22 protein-coding genes are annotated in these 19,444 nt (G+C 56.3%); 15 read left to right on the top strand and 7 right to left on the bottom strand.

Going from position 1 to position 19,444, the window contains the following annotated elements:
- Positions 1-327 carry a heat shock protein HspQ gene (gene hspQ / locus AC2FI7_RS13865; RefSeq protein ID WP_010440833.1) on the top strand — a complete coding sequence of 109 codons (327 nt, stop codon included), beginning with the start codon at positions 1-3 and terminating at the stop codon, positions 325-327.
- Positions 328-351: 24 nt separating this feature from the next.
- Here hspQ and AC2FI7_RS13860 read toward each other — a convergent pair whose 3' ends face one another.
- From AC2FI7_RS13860 to AC2FI7_RS13850, 3 genes are all read right to left on the bottom strand, one after another.
- Positions 352-1,929, bottom strand: a complete 1,578-nt coding sequence (locus AC2FI7_RS13860) for a gamma-glutamyltransferase family protein (protein WP_010440835.1) — start codon at positions 1,927-1,929, stop codon at positions 352-354.
- 211 nt (positions 1,930-2,140) lie between these two features.
- Positions 2,141-2,590: an ATP-binding protein gene (locus AC2FI7_RS13855; protein ID WP_010440837.1), complete on the bottom strand. Its 450-nt coding sequence runs from the start codon at positions 2,588-2,590 to the stop codon at positions 2,141-2,143.
- 22 nt (positions 2,591-2,612) lie between these two features.
- Complete coding sequence (locus tag AC2FI7_RS13850; RefSeq protein ID WP_319545414.1) at positions 2,613-2,951, bottom strand: STAS domain-containing protein; 339 nt, start codon at positions 2,949-2,951, stop codon at positions 2,613-2,615.
- 102 nt (positions 2,952-3,053) lie between these two features.
- Here AC2FI7_RS13850 and AC2FI7_RS13845 point away from each other — a divergent pair, with 102 nt between their 5' ends.
- Positions 3,054-4,226, top strand: a complete 1,173-nt coding sequence (locus AC2FI7_RS13845; protein ID WP_010440841.1) for a thiolase family protein — start codon at positions 3,054-3,056, stop codon at positions 4,224-4,226.
- Between the two features lie 75 nt (positions 4,227-4,301).
- Entirely contained in the window at positions 4,302-4,754 is a 453-nt protein-coding gene (locus AC2FI7_RS13840; protein ID WP_010440843.1) for a GAF domain-containing protein, read from the top strand.
- Positions 4,755-4,764: 10 nt separating this feature from the next.
- Here AC2FI7_RS13840 and AC2FI7_RS13835 read toward each other — a convergent pair whose 3' ends face one another.
- Positions 4,765-5,049, bottom strand: coding sequence for a DUF1294 domain-containing protein (locus AC2FI7_RS13835; protein WP_170476242.1), 285 nt, complete (start codon positions 5,047-5,049; stop codon positions 4,765-4,767).
- 117 nt (positions 5,050-5,166) lie between these two features.
- Between AC2FI7_RS13835 and AC2FI7_RS13830 the strand changes: the two genes are divergently transcribed.
- The 9 genes from AC2FI7_RS13830 (at position 5,167) to rarD (ending at position 15,783) form a co-directional block, all read left to right on the top strand.
- Positions 5,167-5,736 (top strand): helix-turn-helix domain-containing protein, encoded by a 570-nt coding sequence (locus AC2FI7_RS13830; protein WP_496816191.1) that lies wholly within the window; start codon positions 5,167-5,169, stop codon positions 5,734-5,736.
- The gene (locus AC2FI7_RS13825; protein WP_010440850.1) at positions 5,736-6,359 is read left to right on the top strand and encodes a LysE family translocator; all 624 of its coding nucleotides are present in this window, start codon (positions 5,736-5,738) and stop codon (positions 6,357-6,359) included. The genes AC2FI7_RS13830 and AC2FI7_RS13825 overlap by 1 nt, the downstream gene beginning before the upstream one ends.
- 4 nt (positions 6,360-6,363) lie before the next feature.
- Positions 6,364-6,744 carry a GFA family protein gene (locus AC2FI7_RS13820; RefSeq protein WP_029621880.1) on the top strand — a complete coding sequence of 127 codons (381 nt, stop codon included), beginning with the start codon at positions 6,364-6,366 and terminating at the stop codon, positions 6,742-6,744.
- 15 nt (positions 6,745-6,759) lie between these two features.
- Positions 6,760-9,207: a GcvT family protein gene (locus AC2FI7_RS13815; RefSeq protein ID WP_496816190.1), complete on the top strand. Its 2,448-nt coding sequence runs from the start codon at positions 6,760-6,762 to the stop codon at positions 9,205-9,207.
- A 24-nt stretch (positions 9,208-9,231) separates the two neighbouring features.
- A complete protein-coding gene (locus AC2FI7_RS13810; protein WP_010440857.1) occupies positions 9,232-10,278 on the top strand; it encodes an alcohol dehydrogenase family protein in 1,047 nt (348 codons plus the stop codon).
- 12 nt (positions 10,279-10,290) lie between these two features.
- Positions 10,291-11,184 carry a homocysteine S-methyltransferase family protein gene (locus AC2FI7_RS13805; protein ID WP_010440859.1) on the top strand — a complete coding sequence of 298 codons (894 nt, stop codon included), beginning with the start codon at positions 10,291-10,293 and terminating at the stop codon, positions 11,182-11,184.
- Positions 11,185-11,193: 9 nt separating this feature from the next.
- A complete protein-coding gene (locus AC2FI7_RS13800; protein WP_010440861.1) occupies positions 11,194-12,174 on the top strand; it encodes a GlxA family transcriptional regulator in 981 nt (326 codons plus the stop codon).
- A gap of 89 nt (positions 12,175-12,263) precedes the next feature.
- A complete protein-coding gene (locus AC2FI7_RS13795) occupies positions 12,264-14,717 on the top strand; it encodes a GcvT family protein (RefSeq protein WP_496816189.1) in 2,454 nt (817 codons plus the stop codon).
- 160 nt (positions 14,718-14,877) lie between these two features.
- Positions 14,878-15,783 (top strand): EamA family transporter RarD, encoded by a 906-nt coding sequence (gene rarD, locus AC2FI7_RS13790; RefSeq protein ID WP_010440863.1) that lies wholly within the window; start codon positions 14,878-14,880, stop codon positions 15,781-15,783.
- On the opposite strand, the gene AC2FI7_RS13785 is transcribed toward rarD, so the two are convergent.
- Both AC2FI7_RS13785 and AC2FI7_RS13780 read right to left on the bottom strand, forming a co-directional pair.
- On the bottom strand, positions 15,774-16,484 hold the full coding sequence (locus AC2FI7_RS13785; protein WP_010440865.1) for an SGNH/GDSL hydrolase family protein: 711 nt from the start codon (positions 16,482-16,484) through the stop codon (positions 15,774-15,776). The two genes, rarD and AC2FI7_RS13785, sit on opposite strands and share 10 nt — an antisense overlap.
- A 2-nt stretch (positions 16,485-16,486) precedes the next feature.
- Positions 16,487-16,897, bottom strand: a complete 411-nt coding sequence (locus AC2FI7_RS13780; RefSeq protein WP_010440868.1) for a nuclear transport factor 2 family protein — start codon at positions 16,895-16,897, stop codon at positions 16,487-16,489.
- Between the two features lie 97 nt (positions 16,898-16,994).
- On the opposite strand from AC2FI7_RS13780, the gene AC2FI7_RS13775 reads away from it, so the two are divergent.
- Positions 16,995-17,642, top strand: a complete 648-nt coding sequence (locus AC2FI7_RS13775) for an RluA family pseudouridine synthase (protein ID WP_010440870.1) — start codon at positions 16,995-16,997, stop codon at positions 17,640-17,642.
- On the opposite strand, the gene AC2FI7_RS13770 is transcribed toward AC2FI7_RS13775, so the two are convergent.
- Positions 17,639-17,836 (bottom strand): hypothetical protein, encoded by a 198-nt coding sequence (locus tag AC2FI7_RS13770; protein ID WP_010440872.1) that lies wholly within the window; start codon positions 17,834-17,836, stop codon positions 17,639-17,641. The two genes, AC2FI7_RS13775 and AC2FI7_RS13770, sit on opposite strands and share 4 nt — an antisense overlap.
- A 104-nt stretch (positions 17,837-17,940) precedes the next feature.
- Between AC2FI7_RS13770 and AC2FI7_RS13765 the strand changes: the two genes are divergently transcribed.
- Together AC2FI7_RS13765 and AC2FI7_RS13760 are read left to right on the top strand one after the other, a co-directional pair.
- On the top strand, positions 17,941-18,633 hold the full coding sequence (locus tag AC2FI7_RS13765) for a helix-turn-helix transcriptional regulator (protein ID WP_010440874.1): 693 nt from the start codon (positions 17,941-17,943) through the stop codon (positions 18,631-18,633).
- Between the two features lie 118 nt (positions 18,634-18,751).
- Positions 18,752-19,423 carry a YiaD family glycine zipper/OmpA-like lipoprotein gene (locus AC2FI7_RS13760; RefSeq protein WP_010440876.1) on the top strand — a complete coding sequence of 224 codons (672 nt, stop codon included), beginning with the start codon at positions 18,752-18,754 and terminating at the stop codon, positions 19,421-19,423.
- Positions 19,424-19,444 lie beyond the last annotated feature (21 nt).

The raw sequence follows: 19,444 nt of genomic DNA, 5'->3' as shown, positions 1-19,444 counted from the left end.
ATGTTAAAGACACAAGCCAAGTACCGCCTGGGACAGGTGGTTCGACATAAAAGACACCCTTTTCGAGGGGTAATTTTTGATGTCGATCCGGAATTTTCGAATTCAGAAGAATGGTATCAAGCCATCCCCGAAGATAGCCGCCCTCTGAAAGATCAGCCGTTCTATCACCTGCTAGCTGAGAACGACCAATCCTTCTATGTGGCTTATGTTTCAGAACAAAATCTGATCGAAGACCAATCGGGTGAGCCCGTTGATCACCCCGACATCCCCAATATGTTCGGCCCGTTTCAGGACGGATCATACCCGTTACATTTTCAGTTGAACTGAATTCCGTAGCTGTATTCTAAGTGTTTAGTATCCAAGGGCGCAGCCGTCTTTACGCGGGTCACTTGCCCCTATCAAGATGCCTGTGTCACAGATTCGAATGGCTTGCGCGCCCCCGAGGGGTGTTTCCAGAACCTCAATGATGTGCCCCATATCGGATAATTGTTGTTTGATTGGGTCAGAATAGCCGCGTTCCATTTTTAATACACCTCCATCCGCAAACGCGCGGGGGGTGTCAATGGCCTGCTGCATCTCCATCTTGAAATCCGTCAGGTTTGATACAAGCCGGGCATGGCCGGTCGGTTGATAGGCACCACCCATGACGCCAAAGGGCATCGTTATCCGGCCATTTTCCCGCAAAAGGCCGGGAATGATGGTGTGCATAGGACGCTTCCCACCTGCCAACTCATTCGGATGTCCAGGTTCAAGATTAAACCCGGCCCCCCTGTTCTGCAGCAATATTCCGAACTTCTCGGAAGCAATGCCCGAGCCGAACCCATGGTAGATCGAATAGATCAGCGAAACCGCCATGCGATCCCGGTCAACGACAGTGATATAGACGGTGTCCTTGTGCACGGATTCAGTCAGAGGGGCGGCTGCGGGCATAGCGCGTTTCGGGTCTATGAGGGCAGCCAGGCTTGCAGCGGTTTCTGGGGCAAGGAAATGCGCCATCCGGCTGCTATGATCGGGGTCGGCAATGAACCGGTTGCGGGCGTCATAGGCCAGTTTGGTGGCCTCGGCCTCGATATGCACCCGCTCGGCCCCCAATGGGTCGAGTGCTGCCAAATCAAAATGTTTCAGGATGTTTAGCAAAAGGATTGCGGTGGCGCCCTGACCGTTTGGAGGATGTTCGTACAGATCGACACCTGCGTAATCTCCACGAACAGGCGACGCTTCGTCACTCTGAACCGCCGCGAAATCTTGTACTGTGTGTGTGCCTCCAAGTTCTGATAAGACCGCCAGCATGTCTTCGGCAATCTCACCGTTATAAAACGCGTCATGCCCGTGTCGTGCCACACGGCGCAGTACCTCTGCCTGGCCCGGTGCCCGAAAAATCTGACCGGTTTGCAGGGGTTTGCCATCCCTCAGATAGTGATCCCGTGCGGCACCTTGCAGGGTCGCGGCGCTGTTTTGCCAATCAAACGCTACGCGCGGCGCAACTGGTACGCCAATTTCAGCATAGTGGATGGCCGGTCGCAGGATCGCTTCCAGCCCCAATCGCCCCTCCGATTGTGCCAATCGGCAAAAGGCCTCAACGGCACCAGGAATAGTCACCGCATCGGGGCTGGTCAGAGGGACGGAGCTTAGTCCGCGATCACGCAATGCCCCCGCATCAGCATCCGTCGCGGCACGACCTGAGCCGTTTAGTGCACGCACCGTGTTTTCACCTGCGCGGTTATACAGAACAAAGCAATCGCCACCTAAGCCGGTCATCTGTGGCTCGCAAATACCCAGAAGCACAGCACCCGCAATGGCGGCATCCATCGCGTTACCGCCTTGTTCAAGAATGTCCAATGCTGTTTTGGCGGCCAGTGGATGTGATGTGGCACACATTCCTTCGGTTGCCAGAACTTCAGACCGTCCGGGCTTGTGCAGATCGCGCATTGCGTACCTCTTCCGTAGTCAGGCCGAGACTAGGGCTTGGGATAAAATTGTCCAACAATTTCAGGAAGGAGGTTCCTCGGCGCCGTTCACTGGGTGGGGGCTGTGACGCTAGGCGCCGAGGGAAGCTATCTGAGCTACCCCTTGTTTATGATCTTTGTTTGCGGCGCGACAATGGTTCGATCTGGGCGTTATTGTGGCCATTTGGTGCCGATCAGTGTGGCGTGTCAAAGTTGAAGCGAAGGTAGAGCAGATTAACTCCGTCTTTGCGCTCATACTGAATGTCGCTGCTAAGTCGGTGAATCAGGTACCAGCCAAAGCCGCCTTCAGGAAGGTTCTCCAAATCTGTGTCGACGGGTGCCGGGTGGCTGCTTGGCACACGCAAACCGGGCATTGGATCGCCGGAGTCAAAAATTTGGACTATCAGTTCTTTTGCGCACAAAGAGCAATTAATTCTAATGTCAGTCGGGGAGATCTCGGCATAGGCGTGTTCAACCACATTGTTTATGGCTTCGGTGAGCGCAATTCTAACATCGTCAGCTTTACTTTCCGGCAAGCCGTGTTTTTCCAGTCGGGCACTTAAAATAGCTATCCCTTCGGAGGCCTGAACCTGGGTCGCAGGAAAGCTCAAATTGAGACAATCTTGTTTGCAATTGGCGCCCACAGCGACTTACTCCTGCCGGTCGTCAATCCGCCCCTGCGCATATCGCTTCATCCAGCGAAGCGAACAACCTGAAAACGGTATCCATACGCGTAAGACGAAACACTTTTTCAACAATCGGGCGGGGTCCTGCCAAGTCCAGGCGTTGCCCGTCGCCCAGTTGTTTCATTGAGGCGACAATGGCCCCCAGGCCACTGGAGTCTATGAATTCTACCGATGACAAATCCAGAACAATTCGTTTCGCACCGGTTTGTGTTTCTGCCCGCATGGCTTCTTTGAATTGAATCGCCATTGCGGCATCTATGCGGTCGCAGTGAACGGATATTACTTGTGTCTCGCCGGTCGTGCCGCTGCTGAGCCCCATGGTCAACCGCCCTTCGTATTGCAATTTGATCGTAGAAATACGCTAGACGGTAATTCTTACCATTCGGTATCCATGGTCGAGAAAGCACGAAGGAGATTCCGGATGAACGAAGTTGTGATCGCGGGGGCCGCACGCACGCCAATGGGTGGATTTCAGGGAATGTTTGACGGCGTCACTGCGGCGGATTTGGGTGGTGCTGCAATCCGTGCCGCGTTGAAAGGTGCAGGGGCCGATACTGTTGATGAAGTGCTGATGGGCTGCGTCCTTCCAGCGGGTCAGGGCCAAGCCCCTGCGCGCCAAGCGGGATTTGCGGCGGGCTTGGGTGAAGAGGTGCCCGCCACAACGCTTAACAAAATGTGCGGCTCCGGCATGAAGGCCGCAATGATTGCGTTTGACCAGATCGCTTTGGGCCATACTCAGACAATGGTCGCTGGCGGGATGGAGAGCATGACTAATGCACCCTACCTTCTGCCCAAGATGCGCGGTGGGGCACGGATCGGGCACGGGCAGGTGGTTGATCACATGTTTCTGGACGGGCTTGAGGACGCCTATGACAAAGGCCGCCTCATGGGCACGTTCGCCGAAGACTGCGCCGAATCCTACCAGTTCACGCGCGAGGCGCAGGACGAATACGCTCTGCGATCGCTTTCGAACGCTCTGTCAGCGCAGGAAAATAATGCCTTTGATCAAGAGATTACCTCGGTCTCGATTCAAACCCGCAAGGGAGAGGTCGTGCTGGATGCAGATGAGCAACCACAGTCGGCGCGGCCCGAGAAGATACCCACGCTGAAACCAGCCTTTCGCGAGGATGGAACGGTAACGGCGGCCAATTCTTCTTCGATCTCGGATGGTGCAGCCGCCCTTGTGCTTGCTTCGGCTGAGGAGGCGGAAAAGCAGAACCTGACCGTGCGTGCGCGAATCCTTGGTCACGCCAGCCATGCTCAAGCGCCGGGGTTGTTCACAACTGCTCCGGTCCCTGCCGCGCAGAAATTGTTGGATCGTATCGGTTGGAAGAAAGAGGATGTCGATCTGTGGGAAGTCAACGAAGCCTTCGCTGTTGTGCCCATGGCCTTCATGCACGAAATGGGCTTGTCCCGTGAGATCGTGAACGTGAATGGCGGCGCATGTGCGCTTGGTCATCCGATTGGCGCCTCCGGGGCCCGGATCATGGTCACGCTGCTCAACGCGTTGGAAAAACGGGACCTCAAGCGCGGTGTCGCGGCAATCTGCATCGGTGGCGGAGAAGGGACGGCCATAGCAATAGAACGCGTTTGACGCTTTGACTTTTTGCAAATACTTCGGGGAATTGGCGGCAGCGCCCGCAGTTCCCCGGATGCAAGGTCCATCAACATGACAGCCGATTACGACACACTCGCCAAAACCATTGCCGCCTTGACCGAAGGTGAAACCGACGAGGTTGCGCTGATGGCCACGGTGGCATGCGAAGTGCATCACTCTGACGACCGTTTCGACTGGACAGGGTTTTATCGCGTGACCGAGCCCGAGGTGTTGAAAATCGGACCCTATCAAGGTGGGCACGGCTGCCTAGTGATCCCTTTCGAACGGGGCGTTTGTGGCGCGGCTGCCCGGACAGGGCAGATTCAATTGGTCCCGGATGTCGACGCCTTCCCGGGCCATATCGCCTGTGCATCATCCACACGATCCGAGTTGGTGCTGCCCGTGCGGGACGCTAACGGAGACGTTATCGCAGTGTTTGATATCGACAGCGATCAACCTGATGCGTTTACCGAGGATGATGTGGTTGCGCTTGGCTCCATTCTCGCGGGTGTTTTTGCGCGCTAGGAATCTGCATCTATTGCAATAGCGCCCCGAGGTCGTGAGAGACGATCAGATAGCAAAGCCCGGCGTGACACGCGGTAATGGCATAAAGCCACGTGGAAAATCCACGCTTGCGTGTCTTGTGTCCAAATATCCAGCGCCCAAGAAGCGCGGCCAGACTGCCGCCGAGAGCTGCCAACCACAACAAGCGCCGCTCAGGAATGCGCCGCTTTCTGCGGCGTGCACGCAACTTGTCCCAACCAAAGATCAATATGGTTAGGGCGTTAATGGCCCAAAGATAGATTACGGCAATCCACATGGACCGTGCATAGCCAACTATTTTTGCGGACCCAAGTGAAAAAATGCTTGGAAATTTCACCGATTCGAGGCACCGTGAAAAAGTAAGAAAAAATTTCACGCTAACTCGGAGCGCAAATTGAACTCTCAGGCCCCCCACAGCGCAACACTCGGTGCCGACCTGCGCGCGCTCCGTAAGGCGCGCGGGTTGACGCTGACAGAAATCGCTAATCGATTGGATCGGTCCGTAGGCTGGCTCAGCCAAGTCGAAAGAGACATGTCCGAGCCTTCGATCTCGAATCTACGACAGATTGCCGAGTGTTTGGGCGTGCCGATGTCGATGCTGTTTGCTCATTCTGCCGCCCCAGCGGATGAGCAGGGATATGTCGTGCGGGCCGGATCACGTCGTCCGATGGGCTCGGGTGAAGAAGGTCTGATTGAAGAATTGCTTTCGCCCGACCTGACCGACGATTTCGAGATGGTGCATTCAACATTCGAGCCGCATTCGCAGATGCAGACGCCAGCAAACCGGCCGACACAGGAAGTCGGCTATATGGTGTCAGGCCGTCTGGAACTGACGATTGGTACGCGCAGTTTTCAGGTTGGTCCTGGTGACAGCTTCCGGATCAAGCACGAACCCTACACATGGTCCAACCCCTTTGACGAACCCGCGGTGGCCATCTGGGTCATTGCGCCTCCGGTGTACTGATGAGTTTTGAAGCCTGGACCATATTCGCTCTGTTCTGGGTGGTGTTTGTGACCACTCCGGGGCCGAATGCGGTCAACTGCATCTCAAATGGTATGAGCCTGCCATTAACCAAAGCTATGCTGGGCGTACTCGCCATTCTGACACAGGCAAGCGCGTTCCTGATCCTCTCGGCAGTGGGGATTACTGCGTTGATTGCCGCGTCGCCAATGGGGTTCTTTATCGCCAAGTTGATCGGGGCCGGGTTTCTGATCTGGATGGGCGTTCGCGGTTGGATGAACGCTGCGAAGCCAGCTCCAGCTTCTGAGCGGCCAGCGCGGCATGTTTACTTTCACGCGTTGGCCGTCGCCACGATCAACCCCAAAAGCGTCGCCGGATACCTCGCGGCGTTTTCGCAATTTGTGCAGCCGGATGTACCCATCTGGCAACAGATGGCTGTGATCATGCCGACGGCACTGGTCATCACGACACTCAGCTATACCGGGTTCACCTTGCTGGGGGCACTGATGGGCAAGGCCGCACTGGGGGCGGTGTTCAATATCTGGGTACGCCGCGTGATGGCGACCTGTTTCATCATCTATGGCGTTTTGCTGGGGGCCAGCTCTACGCCGACAGCGAGGGGATAAAGACATGCATACCGGTTCCTGCCTTTGCGGCGCGGTCGCTTTTGTTGTTGACGGAGACCTCACGCCACCAAATGCCTGCCATTGCGGGCAGTGCCGCAAACAGTCGGGGCATTTGTGGGCCTCGACCGTCACGCATCAGGACAATCTCAACTTTACCGCCAGCGAAACGCTGGGCTGGTATCGCGCCTCTGACATTGCCAAGCGCGGCTTCTGCCGCGCTTGTGGCTCGTTCCTCTTCTGGCAGCACAATGACGAGGACACGATCGCAATTTCCGTGGGCTCTTTGGATGAGCCGACCGGGTTGAAACTCGCCCAGCACATCTTCGTGGCGGACAAGGGCGATTACTATGACATCAAAGACGACCTGCCCCAGCGGGCTCACTAATAGGGAACCAAACACATGAGTGATTTTCCAACCAAGGCCCGCGTGGTCATCATCGGCGGTGGCGTTGTAGGCTGCTCATCGCTGTATCATCTGGCCAAGAAGGGCTGGACGGATTGTGTTCTGTTGGAAAAGAACGAGCTGACGGCAGGCTCGACATGGCACGCAGCGGGTAACGTGCCGACCTTTTCGACCTCGTGGGCGATCATGAACATGCAGCGCTACTCGACCGAGCTGTATTCGCGCATCGCGGACGAGGTCGATTATCCGATGAACTACCACGTTTCTGGGTCGATCCGACTGGCGCACAGCAAGGAACGGATGCAGGAATTCGAGCGGGCCATGTCCATGGGCCGCTATCAGGGTATCCCGATGGAGATGTGGACGCCGGAGGAGGCCAAGGAACGCTATCCCTTCCTTGAGACTCATGATCTTGAAGGCGTGCTCTATGACCCGACCGATGGCGACATTGACCCCGCACAGCTGACCCAGGCGCTGGCCAAGGGCGCACGCGATATGGGGCAGAAGATCATCCGCTTCTGCCCGGCAACCGATGTGACCCAGCATGATGATGGCACTTGGACCGTGCATACCGAAAAAGGTGACATTGCCTGTGACTATGTGGTGAACGCCGCCGGTTACTATGCCCAGCGCGTAGGGGAATGGTTTAAACCCTTCGGCGGCCGCACCGTCCCGGCAATGGTGATGAGCCACCAGTACCTGTTGACCGACGAAATCCCCGAGATTGAAGCGTGGTCGAAAGAAAGTGGCGGCAAGCTGCCTTTGCTACGTGACGTGGATATTTCCTACTATCTGCGGCAGGAAAAGAACGGCTTCAACCTCGGACCTTACGAACCCAACTGTAAGGGCCACTGGATGACCGAGGATGATCCGATGCCCGAGGATTTCAGCTTCCAACTGTGGAACGACGATCTGGACCGCATCGAAGATATCGTCACAGATGCAATGGAGCGGGTGCCGCTGATGACCACTTCGGGCGTTGGTCGCGTCATCAATGGCCCAATCCCCTACGCGCCAGACGGCTTGCCGCTGATCGGCCCGATGCCGGGTGTGACAAACGCGTTCGAGGCTCATACCTTCACCTTTGGCATCGCCCAAGGTGGCGGCGCTGGCAAGGTGCTGGCCGAATGGATCGTCGATGGTCACACCGAATGGGACATGTGGGCCGTCGATCCACGTCGTTACACCGACTACACCGATCAGGATTACTGCAATCAGAAAGGGATGGAGGTCTACGGCAACGAATACGCCATGCATTTCCCCCATCACGAATGGCCCGCTGCGCGCGACAAGAAACTCTCGCCTGTGCACGCCAAGGTCAAGGAACTGGGCGGTGTCATGGGGGCATATAACGGCTGGGAACGCGCCAACTGGTTCGCGCAACCGGGCGACGATACTTCTCTCGAAGCCACCCACACCTGGGGACGTTCAGGCCCATGGGAACAGCGGGTCAAAGAAGAATGCGAAGCCGTGCGCGATCACTGCGGCGTGCTGGATCTGCCGGGCTTCTCACGCTTCTGGATCCAAGGGGATGGCGCGGATGACTGGCTTCGGGGCTTCTGCACCGGAGGTATACCCAAAGCCGGGCGCATGAACCTGATCTATGTCTCGGATGAAAGAGGGCGCATTCTGACAGAACTGTCCTGTATCCGTCTGGCCGAGAATAACTTCGTCCTGATCACCGCCGCGACGGCGCAATGGCATGATGGAGAGCTAATCCGCAATTCGGTGCCCGAAGGTGTGACTGTTCGCGAAACTACTACCGAGCGCGATACGCTGATCGTAACGGGGCCGATGTCGCGGAATGTGTTGTCCGGCATCACGGATGCGGATCTGCAGCAAGGCTGGCTGACCCATCAGTTTGCCAAAGTTGCCGGGCAGGAGGCCTTTCTGATCCGAGTATCATTCGCAGGCGAGTTGGGCTGGGAAATCCACTCTGAAAACGATGCGATGCCAGCCATCTACGAAGCCGTGCTGGCTGCCGGGGCCAAACCCTTTGGCATGTATGCGCTGAACTCTTTGCGGATCGAGAAAGGTTATCGCGCGTGGAAGGGCGATCTGAGCACGGATTACTCTTTGCTTGAAGGTGGTTTGGGTCGTTTTGTCAAACTCGACAAGCCGCAGGATTTTGTTGGCAAAGCGGCCATTCAGAACGAAAAGCAACAAGGCGTTAAGAAATCCTTTGTCACTCTGATCGTGGACGCAGGCGAGGTCGATGCGCCTTACATGTCCTGCATCTGGAGCGGCGATGAGATCGTGGGTGAAACGACCTCTGGTGCGTGGGGGTACCGCATTGGTGCTTCCGTCGCGCTGGGCATGGTGCGTGCAGATCAGGCCGTGCCAGGAACTGAGCTGGAGGTTGAAATCTACGGTCAAAAATGCCGTGCTGTTGTGCAGGAAGACCAACCGCTTTGGGATCCTTCGAATGAACGGTTGAGGGCCTGACCACCTATATAGAAAGGAACGCAAATGACCCGGCAGATGCAAGGCGTATATCTGAATGGCCACGGTGGACCGGAGGTGTTGGAATGGCGGGACGATATCCCAGTTCCAAACCCTGATCCGGGGCAGGTCCTGATCCGCGTTGCCGCTGCCGGGGTGAACAACACTGACATTAATACGCGGATCGGTTGGTATTCTTCGGACGTCACGGGCGCAACGGATGCGGTCGATCAGCAGGTCGAAGCAGGTGGTTGGGGAGGTGCGCTGCACTTTCCCCGGATCCAGGGTGGCGATCTTTGTGGAATTGTCGAAGCGGTTGGATCGGGTGCGGCGTTCAAGCCTGGTCAGCGGGTGACTTGCCCGATCAATTTGCCGCGCCCGGTTCCTGGCCGACCACAGGGCTTTATCGTGCTCGGTTCAGAAATTGACGGGGCCTTTGCCCAATATTGCCTGATGGAAAGTGATGACCTGTACGACGTGACTGACTCGCCTTTGTCTGACGTTGAAATTGCCGCGATTCCCTGTGCTTTTGGTACGGCCGAAGGCCTGCTGACTCGTGCCGGTGTCATCGCAGGTCAAAAAGTGCTGATCACCGGGTCGTCAGGCGGTGTGGGCCTTGCTGCCGTCCAGCTTGCAGCGCTGCGCGGGGCGACGGTCTGGGGCGTTAGCAACGCCGCCAAGTCTGAAGTGGTCAAGTCACAGGGCGCAATCGGGACTTTTGAGCGCGACGCGGCTTTGCCGGAAGACATGTTCGATGTCGTCATAGACGTGGTCGGAGGTCCGGCTTGGCCAGACCTGATACTTGCGTTGAAACCTGGCGGCCACTATGCCGTAGCAGGCGCGATCGCAGGTCCCATTGTCAGCGCGGATTTGCGGGATATCTATCTGCGCGACATCACGATCCATGGGTGCACCTATCAGCCACCGGACGTTTTTGACCGCCTTGTTGCAATGATGAATGCAGGTCGGATCAAGCCCTTGGTCTCAAAGACCTATCCGTTGCGCGACATTGTTCAGGCGCAAGAGGATTTCCTGTCCAAGACTTTGCCCGGAAAGCTGGTTCTGGTGCCGTGAAAGAGGGAATAAATGGCTGATATTACGCTTTTGGATGGTTCGATCGGGCAGGAGTTGGTGAAGTTGAGCGGCGACAAGCCGACGCCACTTTGGTCAACACGCGTGATGATCGACAAACCCGAACTTGTGGCGGAGGTTCACGCAGCCTATTTCCGCAGCGGTGCAACGATCGCTACGACAAACACCTACGCCATACACCGCTCACGCCTGGTCCGTGAGGGGATCGAAGATCAGATGCCCAATCTCATTGACGCTGCCTTGTCACAGGCCGATCAGGCGCGCTGTGGCACCAGTGGGCGGATCGCAGGCGCGCTTGGCCCGTTATTGGCCAGCTATCGGCCCGATCTGAACCCCGACCCCGCAGATGCCGCCGCGAAATTCGCCGAGCTGGCTGCAATGATGTCGGACCGGGTCGATTTTTTTCTGATCGAAACAGTATGCTCGGTGCAGGAGGCCGAAGGTGCGCTGCGCGGAACAGAGAACAGTGGGAAACCCGTCTGGCTTGCCCTGTCGGTTATGGACGAGGACGGAACCCGCCTGCGTTCAGGCGAACCACTGGGGGACATTGCCCCTCTTGTTACGCGCTATGCACCCGAGGCGGTGCTGATCAACTGTTCACGCCCCGAAGCGATTCCGGCGGCTTTGGATGTCATCGCAATGTTGGATCGCCCGTACGGGGCCTATGCCAACGGCTTTACAGGCATCAAAGAAGGCTTTCTGGAAGATGCCCCAACGGTTGATGCCTTGGAAAGCCGCCATGACCTGGGCCCCGATGCCTATGCACGGCACGCGATGGGTTGGGTGGCGCAGGGCGCTACGATCGTTGGTGGTTGCTGCGAAGTCGGGCCGGAACACATCAAAACCCTCGCCGAGAATTTACGTGCGGCCGGACACAAAATCGTCTGAGGGACCTAGATGCCTGTCCGGACCAAATCTGACCAACAGCAGGATCGCGTCCAGTACCATTTTGACATTCTGGTTGCGTCGGGTTTCGTATTGCTCGAACTGGCCTCGCTGGTTGAGGTTTTGCGCTTGGCGAACCGTGTGTGTGCCCACCCGCCGTTCACGTTCACATATCGGTCGCGAAAAGGAGGGCCGGTGGAAAGCAGCAGCGGAGCGACAGTATCGACCGACACAGTTCCGGCGCAACCGAATGCGAATTATCTGTTTGTGATCGGAAACTCAGACCCGGATCAGCCCGAACTTTCTCTGGGACGTGTCGTGCGCGACTATACGTTTCGGGGCGGCCAGGTATTTTTGTTGGCTGAAGCTGCAAGCCGGTATATCGACGAAAATAGCGCTGATCATATGGCAACCCATTGGGAAAATGCCTCTTTCCTGCGCGAACGTGGAGCTCGGTTTGAGGCCAAGCTATCTATCGCCACCGAGCAAGGTTCGGTTGTCACTTGCGCTGGCATGGAGGCAACCACAGATATCGCGCTGGCCGTGATCGGGCGGCATATCTCGGGTGCGGCCAAGATGACGGTTGCCGACATCATGCTGCATGAAAACATCCGTGACTTTTCATCCATGCAACCTTTTTCCGGCACCCGGACAACGGCCACTGGTGATGAGAAACTGGACCAGTGCATCAAGCTGATGCAGGCGAACATCGAGGAACCTCTGCCGATCAAACAGATCGTTGACATATTGCACGTATCGAACCGCTCTCTTGAGCGAAAATTCAAAGCAATTTTTGGAACCACGCCAAACGGGTTCTACCGGGAAATGCGACTGGCCAAAGCTAACAACCTGCTTCTGAATACGACGATGAGCGTGCGGGAAATCGGGCTGGTTTGCGGTTTTCCAAACGGATTTTCATCCGTCTACAAAAGTTTTTTCGGCATCACACCTTTTGTTCTGAGACGCCAGAAAAGACGCCCGGAATATCGGTGATTTTTGTATTTAAGCTGACGCTTTTGATGCTTTTATTGTCGATCCTTCGTGGCATTTTACAGAAAACCTGAATCAGCGGAGACGTCAGGATGGTTGATCTTCCCACCAAGGCCCGAGTGGTCATCATCGGCGGCGGCGTCATTGGATGTTCGGTTGCGTATCATCTGACCAAGAAAGGTTGGGGCGATGTCGTTCTGTTGGAGCGCAAGCAACTGACCAGCGGTACGACATGGCACGCGGCGGGACTGATCGCGCAGCTGCGCGCGACGGCGAACATGACCAAACTGGCCAAGTACAGCCAGGAACTATATGGCGCGCTTGAAGAAGAGACCGGAGTTGCCACTGGGTTCAAGCGCTGTGGATCGATTACGGTCGCTTTGACCGACGAGCGTAAGGAAGAGATTTATCGCCAGGCTGCTATGGCCCGCGCTTTCGGGGTTGAGGTCGAAGAGATCGGCAATGACCGTGTGCAAGAGCTGTATCCCCATCTGAACCTGGAAGGGGTTAAAGGGGCAGTTTACCTGCCATTGGACGGGCAGGGTGATCCGGCAAATATCGCTCTGGCTTTGGCCAAAGGCGCGCGTCAGCGCGGAGGTATCGTCAAGGAACGTGTGAAAGTCACCGACATCGTCAAGCAGGGCCGTCAAGTGACGGGCGTTGATTGGGTCGCAGATGATGGCGGCGCTTCGGGCCATATCGAGTGCGACATGGTGGTGAACTGCGCAGGGATGTGGGGCCACGAGGTTGGCAAGATGGCAGGTGTGAACGTACCGCTTCACGCTTGCGAGCATTTCTATATCGTCACCGAGGGGATCGACGGTCTGACCCAATTGCCCGTGCTGCGCGTGCCAGACGAATGCGCCTACTACAAAGAGGATGCAGGGAAAATCCTGCTGGGCGCGTTTGAGCCGAATGCCAAGCCCTGGGCAATGAACGGCATCCCTGACAGTTTCGAATTTGACCAATTGCCTGAAGATTTCGACCATTTCGAACCGATACTCGAAGCAGCCTGCAATCGGATGCCAATGCTGGCCGAGGCCGGGATTCACACGTTCTTCAATGGTCCTGAATCCTTTACACCGGACGACGCCTATCATCTGGGCCTTGCACCCGAGATGGACAATGTCTGGGTCGCGGCCGGGTTCAACTCAATCGGTATTCAGTCGGCGGGCGGGGCCGGTATGGCGTTGGCCGAATGGATGGATACGGGTGAAAAGCCATTTGATCTGGGCGATGTGGACATCAGCCGCATGCAGCCCTTTCAGGGCAATAAACATTACCTCTTTGAACGTTCGAAAGAAACGCTTGGCCTGCTTTACGCTGACCACTACCCCTACCGCCAAAAAGCCACTGCACGGGGCGTCCGTCGGACACCATTTCACCATCATCTGCTGGAACAGGGTGCGGTCATGGGCGAAATTGCCGGGTGGGAGCGCGCCAACTGGTTTGCCAATGACGGACAGGAACGTGAATACCAATATAGTTGGAAGCGCCAGAATTGGTTTGAAAACGCGGCCGCAGAACACCGCGCAGTGCGCGAAAATGTAGGCATGTACGACATGTCGTCCTTCGGTAAGATCCGTGTCGAAGGGCCGGATGCCGAGAAATTCATGAACTATATTGGTGGCGGCGATTATTCGGTGCCCAATGGTAAGATCGTATATACCCAGTTCCTGAACCGCGCTGGTGGTATCGAAGCCGACGTGACCGTCACGCGCCTGACCGAGACCGCCTATCTGGTCGTCACCCCAGCGGCGACGCGTCTGGCGGATCAGACCTGGATGATGCGCCATGCCGGCAATTTCAACGTCGTCGTCACGGATGTCACCTCAGGCGAAGGCGTTCTGGCTGTCATGGGGCCGAATGCCCGCGCACTTCTGGAAAAGGTTTCACCAGCGGATTTCTCGAACGCGACCAACCCCTTTGGCACCGCGCAAGAGATTGAGATAGGTATGGGCTTCGCCCGTGCCCACCGCGTGACATATGTGGGCGAACTTGGGTGGGAGATCTATGTTTCATCCGACATGGCGGTTCACGTGTTCGAAACGCTGCATGAGGCCGGTCAGGATATAGGCCTGAAGCTTTGTGGTATGCACATGATGGACAGCTGTCGTATCGAGAAGGGCTTCCGCCATTTTGGCCATGACATCACCTGTGAAGATCACGTGGTCGATGCAGGGTTGGGCTTTGCCGTCAAAGTGGACAAGGGCGGTGATTTCATTGGGCGTGAGGCGGTTATAGCCCGCAAAGAAAGCGGGCCTCAAAACCGTTTGGTCCAGTTCAAGCTGACCGACCCCGAGCCGCTGTTGTTCCACAATGAGCCGATCATACGCGATGGAGAATATGTGGGGTATCTCAGTTCTGGCAACTATGGGCATACACTCGGCGGCGCGATTGGTCTGGGCTATGTACCCTGCGAAAGCGAGAAAGCGGCAGATGTTCTGGCTTCGAGCTATGAAATAGACGTTTGCGGTGTGAAAGTGAAAGCTGAGGCATCGCTCAAACCGATGTACGACCCAAAGTCCGAACGCGTAAAAGTATAGCCAAACTGTCGGGGCGCTGTGGCGCCCCGAATTGTTTGTTTGGCCTGCCTGTTTCAGATGAAACATATCAGGATTCCTGATGACCGGCTTCACAGTTTTGATGGTTCCCAAGCCCGTCTGATTTGCCGTAGAGAAATACAGTATCAGTCGGAGACCCATCGTGGCAGAGACCCCTGTAACGCCAAACAACACGGATACGCCCAAAGGGCTTGTGCTGGCCGTATTGGCCTATGTCCTTTGGGGCTTCCTGCCGCTGTACATGAAGGCGATGGAACATATCGGCCCGATAGAGGTCGTTGCACATCGCGTCATCTGGTCGGTTCCGGTGGCTGGGTTGCTGTTGGTTGCGCTTGGGCGTACCGGTGATCTTAAAGCTGCACTTCGCAATCCGAAGATGTTGGGCATGGCAGCGCTGACTGCGGCTTTGATTTCGGTGAACTGGGCGATTTATGTTTGGGCGATTTCATCTGGCCACGCGCTGGATGCGGCACTTGGCTACTATATGAATCCTTTGTTCAGTATTGCGCTCGGGGCGATCCTGCTACGCGAACCCTTAACCCGTACACAATTAGTCGCAGTCGGGCTGGCCGCATCGGGCGTGTTGGTTCTAGTGTTTCAAGCCGGAAGCCTGCCTTGGGCTGCTTTGGGATTGATGGTCAGTTGGGGATTCTATGCATTCTTCAAACGCTCTCTTCCGATTGGACCCAATCAGGGATTTTTACTTGAAGTCCTGATCCTGCTTATCCCGGCTTTGGCCTATGTTACATGGTTGGGCGCAAGTGGAACGGGGCATTTTGGGGCGGCTGCGTCAGACACTTTGTTGCTGGCAGGCGCGGGTATCGTAACAGCCGTACCCTTGTTGATCTATGCAAACGGGGCAAAACTGGTGCGCCTGTCGACCATGGGCATATTGCAGTACATCGCGCCCACTATGATCTTTATTACTGCGATCACCCTGTTCGGAGAACATATTGACCAGGCAAGAATGATTGCCTTCCCTTTGATTTGGTCTGGGTTGGTCGTGTATTCGATTCCGATGATCCGGCAGATACGGTCTCAGGCCTGACGAATAAGTCGAGTGATTTCGGCAGCCCAGATCGCGTAGGTTTTAGGGCTTGGATGGTACCCATCCGGGGCGGCGAGGGACGGATCGTCGGGCAGATTCAATGACAGATGGGAAACCTGCGGGAAACCAGCAGCCACCTTTTGCAATCCTCGGTCCAGCCGCGCGGCCTGTCGCCCCAACACCCATGCCAAGGGCTGAGGCAAGGCTGGGAATCGCGCCATCTGGGGAACGGCCGTCACGATTACATTTCGGGCTCCGATTTGCCTGGTCAGCAAGGCCAGAAGGCGTGATTGCTGATCTTCAAAGCGTTGTGCGGTCACGGCACGGGTCACGTCATTCACGCCAAGGGCCGTCACCACCACATCAAATTGGTCTTTTAGTCTCTGCAATCGGTCGATTGTATCTTGCGTGGTATATCCGGTCGTAGCTTCCAACCGCCATTCTACGGTGTGGTGTTTTGCCAGTAGGCTGACCAATTGCCCCGACAGCGCCTGTTTTTGCGTACCTGCGCCTACACCGGCAGCCGAGCTGTCCCCGGCGATCAACAAACGCAATCGCGGACCGCGCCCTTCACGCCCTTCGCGAGGACCTTCTGGTTCAGGCAGCAAGCGAGCATTGCGTCGCACAGAGTGGCCCTGAACAGCCAGTACGGGCAATAACGGGACGCGGAGAATTTGGTCCGCAGCAACAGGGAAAGGCATCTTCAGTTCAGTGCATCCTTGAATTTCAGAAAACGCGCATCTTTCATGACCCGCGCCATCATGGCTTCACGCAGGGCGCCGACAGTCTTGTAGGGGCGCATGACAACTTCGAAATCTTGAATGAGGCCATCAGTGTTCAAAGTGATCAAATCAACTCCGACTGCGTCCAGATCTCCGACCTTGCATTGAAACTCTAAGGCCCAATCGTTGCCGTCACCCATGATCCGGCGATACCGAAAATCCGAGAATACCTGACCTACATGACCCAGAACCGCCGCAACCGGTTCACGCCCTGTCCAGGTGCTATAATAGGTTGGGGGCAAAAACCGCACGTCCTCTGCCAGCAATTCGCGGATCAGGCTTTCATCGCCTTTTGCGACAACGTCCTGCATTCGTTTGATCGTCGGGTGCATGCCATCTTCCTTCTTATTGACCCGAGAGTTGCTGAACCGTTTCGTTCAAGCAAGGACGACGTTGCGGGAGGTGACGGGCTGGGATAGGCAGGCGCGCATGAGCGAGACCTATGATCCCCCGCAAACACCTCTGGACGTGCTGTATGAAGACACACAGTTGATCGTGGTGAACAAGCCATCGGGTTTGCTGTCTGTGCCCGGAAGGGGGGAGCATCTGGCCGATTGCCTGCTGACCCGTGTCCAGGCCGCGTTCCCTCAGGCTCTGCTGGTGCATCGTTTGGATCGGGACACATCGGGTGTCATGGTTTTTGCCCAGACACCGCACGCGCAGCGGCATCTGGGGCTGCAGTTTGAAAACCGTCAGACCCGTAAGACCTATATCGCCCGTGTTTGGGGACAGGTCGAAGCGAAAACGGGGACTGTGGATTTGCCTTTGATCGTTGATTGGCCCAATCGCCCACGCCAGATGGTGTGCCACGAGACGGGAAAGCCAGCGATCACCGAATGGCGTGTTGTGAAATACGAAGGTCAGTCGACCCGTATCCGCCTGTTTCCCAAAACCGGGCGATCGCATCAATTGCGTGTACACATGCGGGCGCTGGGCCATCCGATCCTAGGTGATCCATTTTACGCGGACGGCGCAGCGCGCGATTTTCCGAGGCTAATGCTGCATTCTGAAGAATTGCGACTGAAAAACCCAGAAGGCGGTGTATCAATGAAATTCCGCGCCCCAGCTGAGTTCTAAACTTCGGCGGTGCTGGTCCACAACATCTTCAGATTACCTAAGGAAAACCGCTTGGTACGTTTGATGGGTCGCGCGGCTTTGCATTCTCGGGCAGCAGCCAGCTCGCGCTCGATTTCGAAGCCGCGTAATACGTGATCCTGAGACCAGCGATCCAACTTCAAAGTCATCATGATGTGATTGTCGAGATAAGGCATGGGCAGTCTCCTGATTGGTGTTTGACCTATCTTCGCTCAACACTCCTGACACCACCTTGTCAGTGGGGTGTGCTAAGTTGTCAGCAGATCGCAAGGAGCTTCTGATGCGTCGTTCAACCCGTCTGTTCGAAATCATACAGATTTTGCGTGCTGCCGAGACACCTGTGACTGCTGATGCACTGGCTGCAAAGCTCGAGGTATCGGTGCGTACTGTCTATCGTGATATTGCTGCGTTGCAGGCGCAGCGCACTCCTATCGAGGGTGAGGCGGGTGTCGGATATCTGATGCGGCGGGGATATGATTTGCCGCCACTGAATTTTGACGCCGAAGAGGTTGAGGCCCTTTGGGTTGGTCTTTCGATGTTGGCGCGTACGGGCGACAGCACCTTGCAGCAAGCCGCAGACAGGGTGTGTCGCAAGATCGAAGCGTTACGGGTGCCTACGGATTGGCTGCAGGTTGCTCCATGGGGGGCTCCTATGGATGATCCTGAAAAGGGGTGTGTGCCAGTCGTAAACTATCGAGAAGCGATCAGGGCTGAACAAAAGATCCGCATCACCTATGTGAATTCGGAAGGTGAACGCAGCGAACGAACGGTGCGACCCGTTGCCCTGATCTACCACATTGAATGCACAATGTTGGCCGCCTGGTGTGAACTGAGAAATGGGTTTCGCCACTTCCGCACCGATCGGATTTGGGCCTGCGAATTGACGGAAGATCACTTTTGTGGGCAGGGAGAGCCATTGCGCGCGATCTGGCAGGAGCAAAATCACTGGAGCGACCCTGTCGGAGCGGCCTAAATGGCGAGTATTCGCCGATCTCACCCAATTGTTGCTTGAGGCCCATTGTTCTCACCATGTTATACTGCGCGCAACGAGGCAAACCCGGTGAACGGGTACGTGAGCAGAAGGTGAATTTATGACGATTTCCAAATTTGTACTAAGAGCCGGGCTGTGTTCGGCGTTTTTTTTGGCGGCGTGTACCGACCCCGGCACTCTGACCGTGCAAGAAGATCCCAATAAGAACGCGAAACAAGGCGCATTGCTTGGGGGTCTGATCGGTGCGGGTGTGGGCGCAATCGCTAATGATTCAGATCCGTTGCTGGGGGCGCTGGCCGGCGGTGCGATCGGTGCCGCAGGCGGTGGCGTGATCGGCAACCAGCTTGACCGGCAGGCGGCTGAGTTGCGGCAACAACTGGCCAATGACGGCATCACTATCGTCAACGCGGGTGACCGCCTGATCGTTACAGTACCGAATGATATCACCTTCGACACAGATAGCTCCACCGTGCGTCCGGCCCTCCGCGCTGATCTGGTGAAGGTGGGGCAGAACCTGGTCAACTACCCGAACTCGAACGTGCAGATTATCGGTCATACCGACAGTGACGGAGAGGCGTCATACAACCTGGGTCTGTCCGAGCGTCGCGCGAATGCTGTCGCCGATATTCTGCAGGCCAACGGTGTCAGCTTTTCCCGCATCACGACCGTGGGGCAGGGTGAAAACAATCCGATTGCGTCGAACCTGACACCGGAAGGAAAAGCCCAGAACCGACGGGTTGAGATTGTGGTCGTTCCCAGCGGCAATACCTGACCGGATGTTTCGCGCACAGTG

Source organism: Ruegeria sp. YTSA064 (assembly GCF_059610325.1).
The sequence above is the reverse complement of the archived record's forward strand: the minus strand, read 5'-3'. Positions and strand labels throughout refer to the sequence as shown.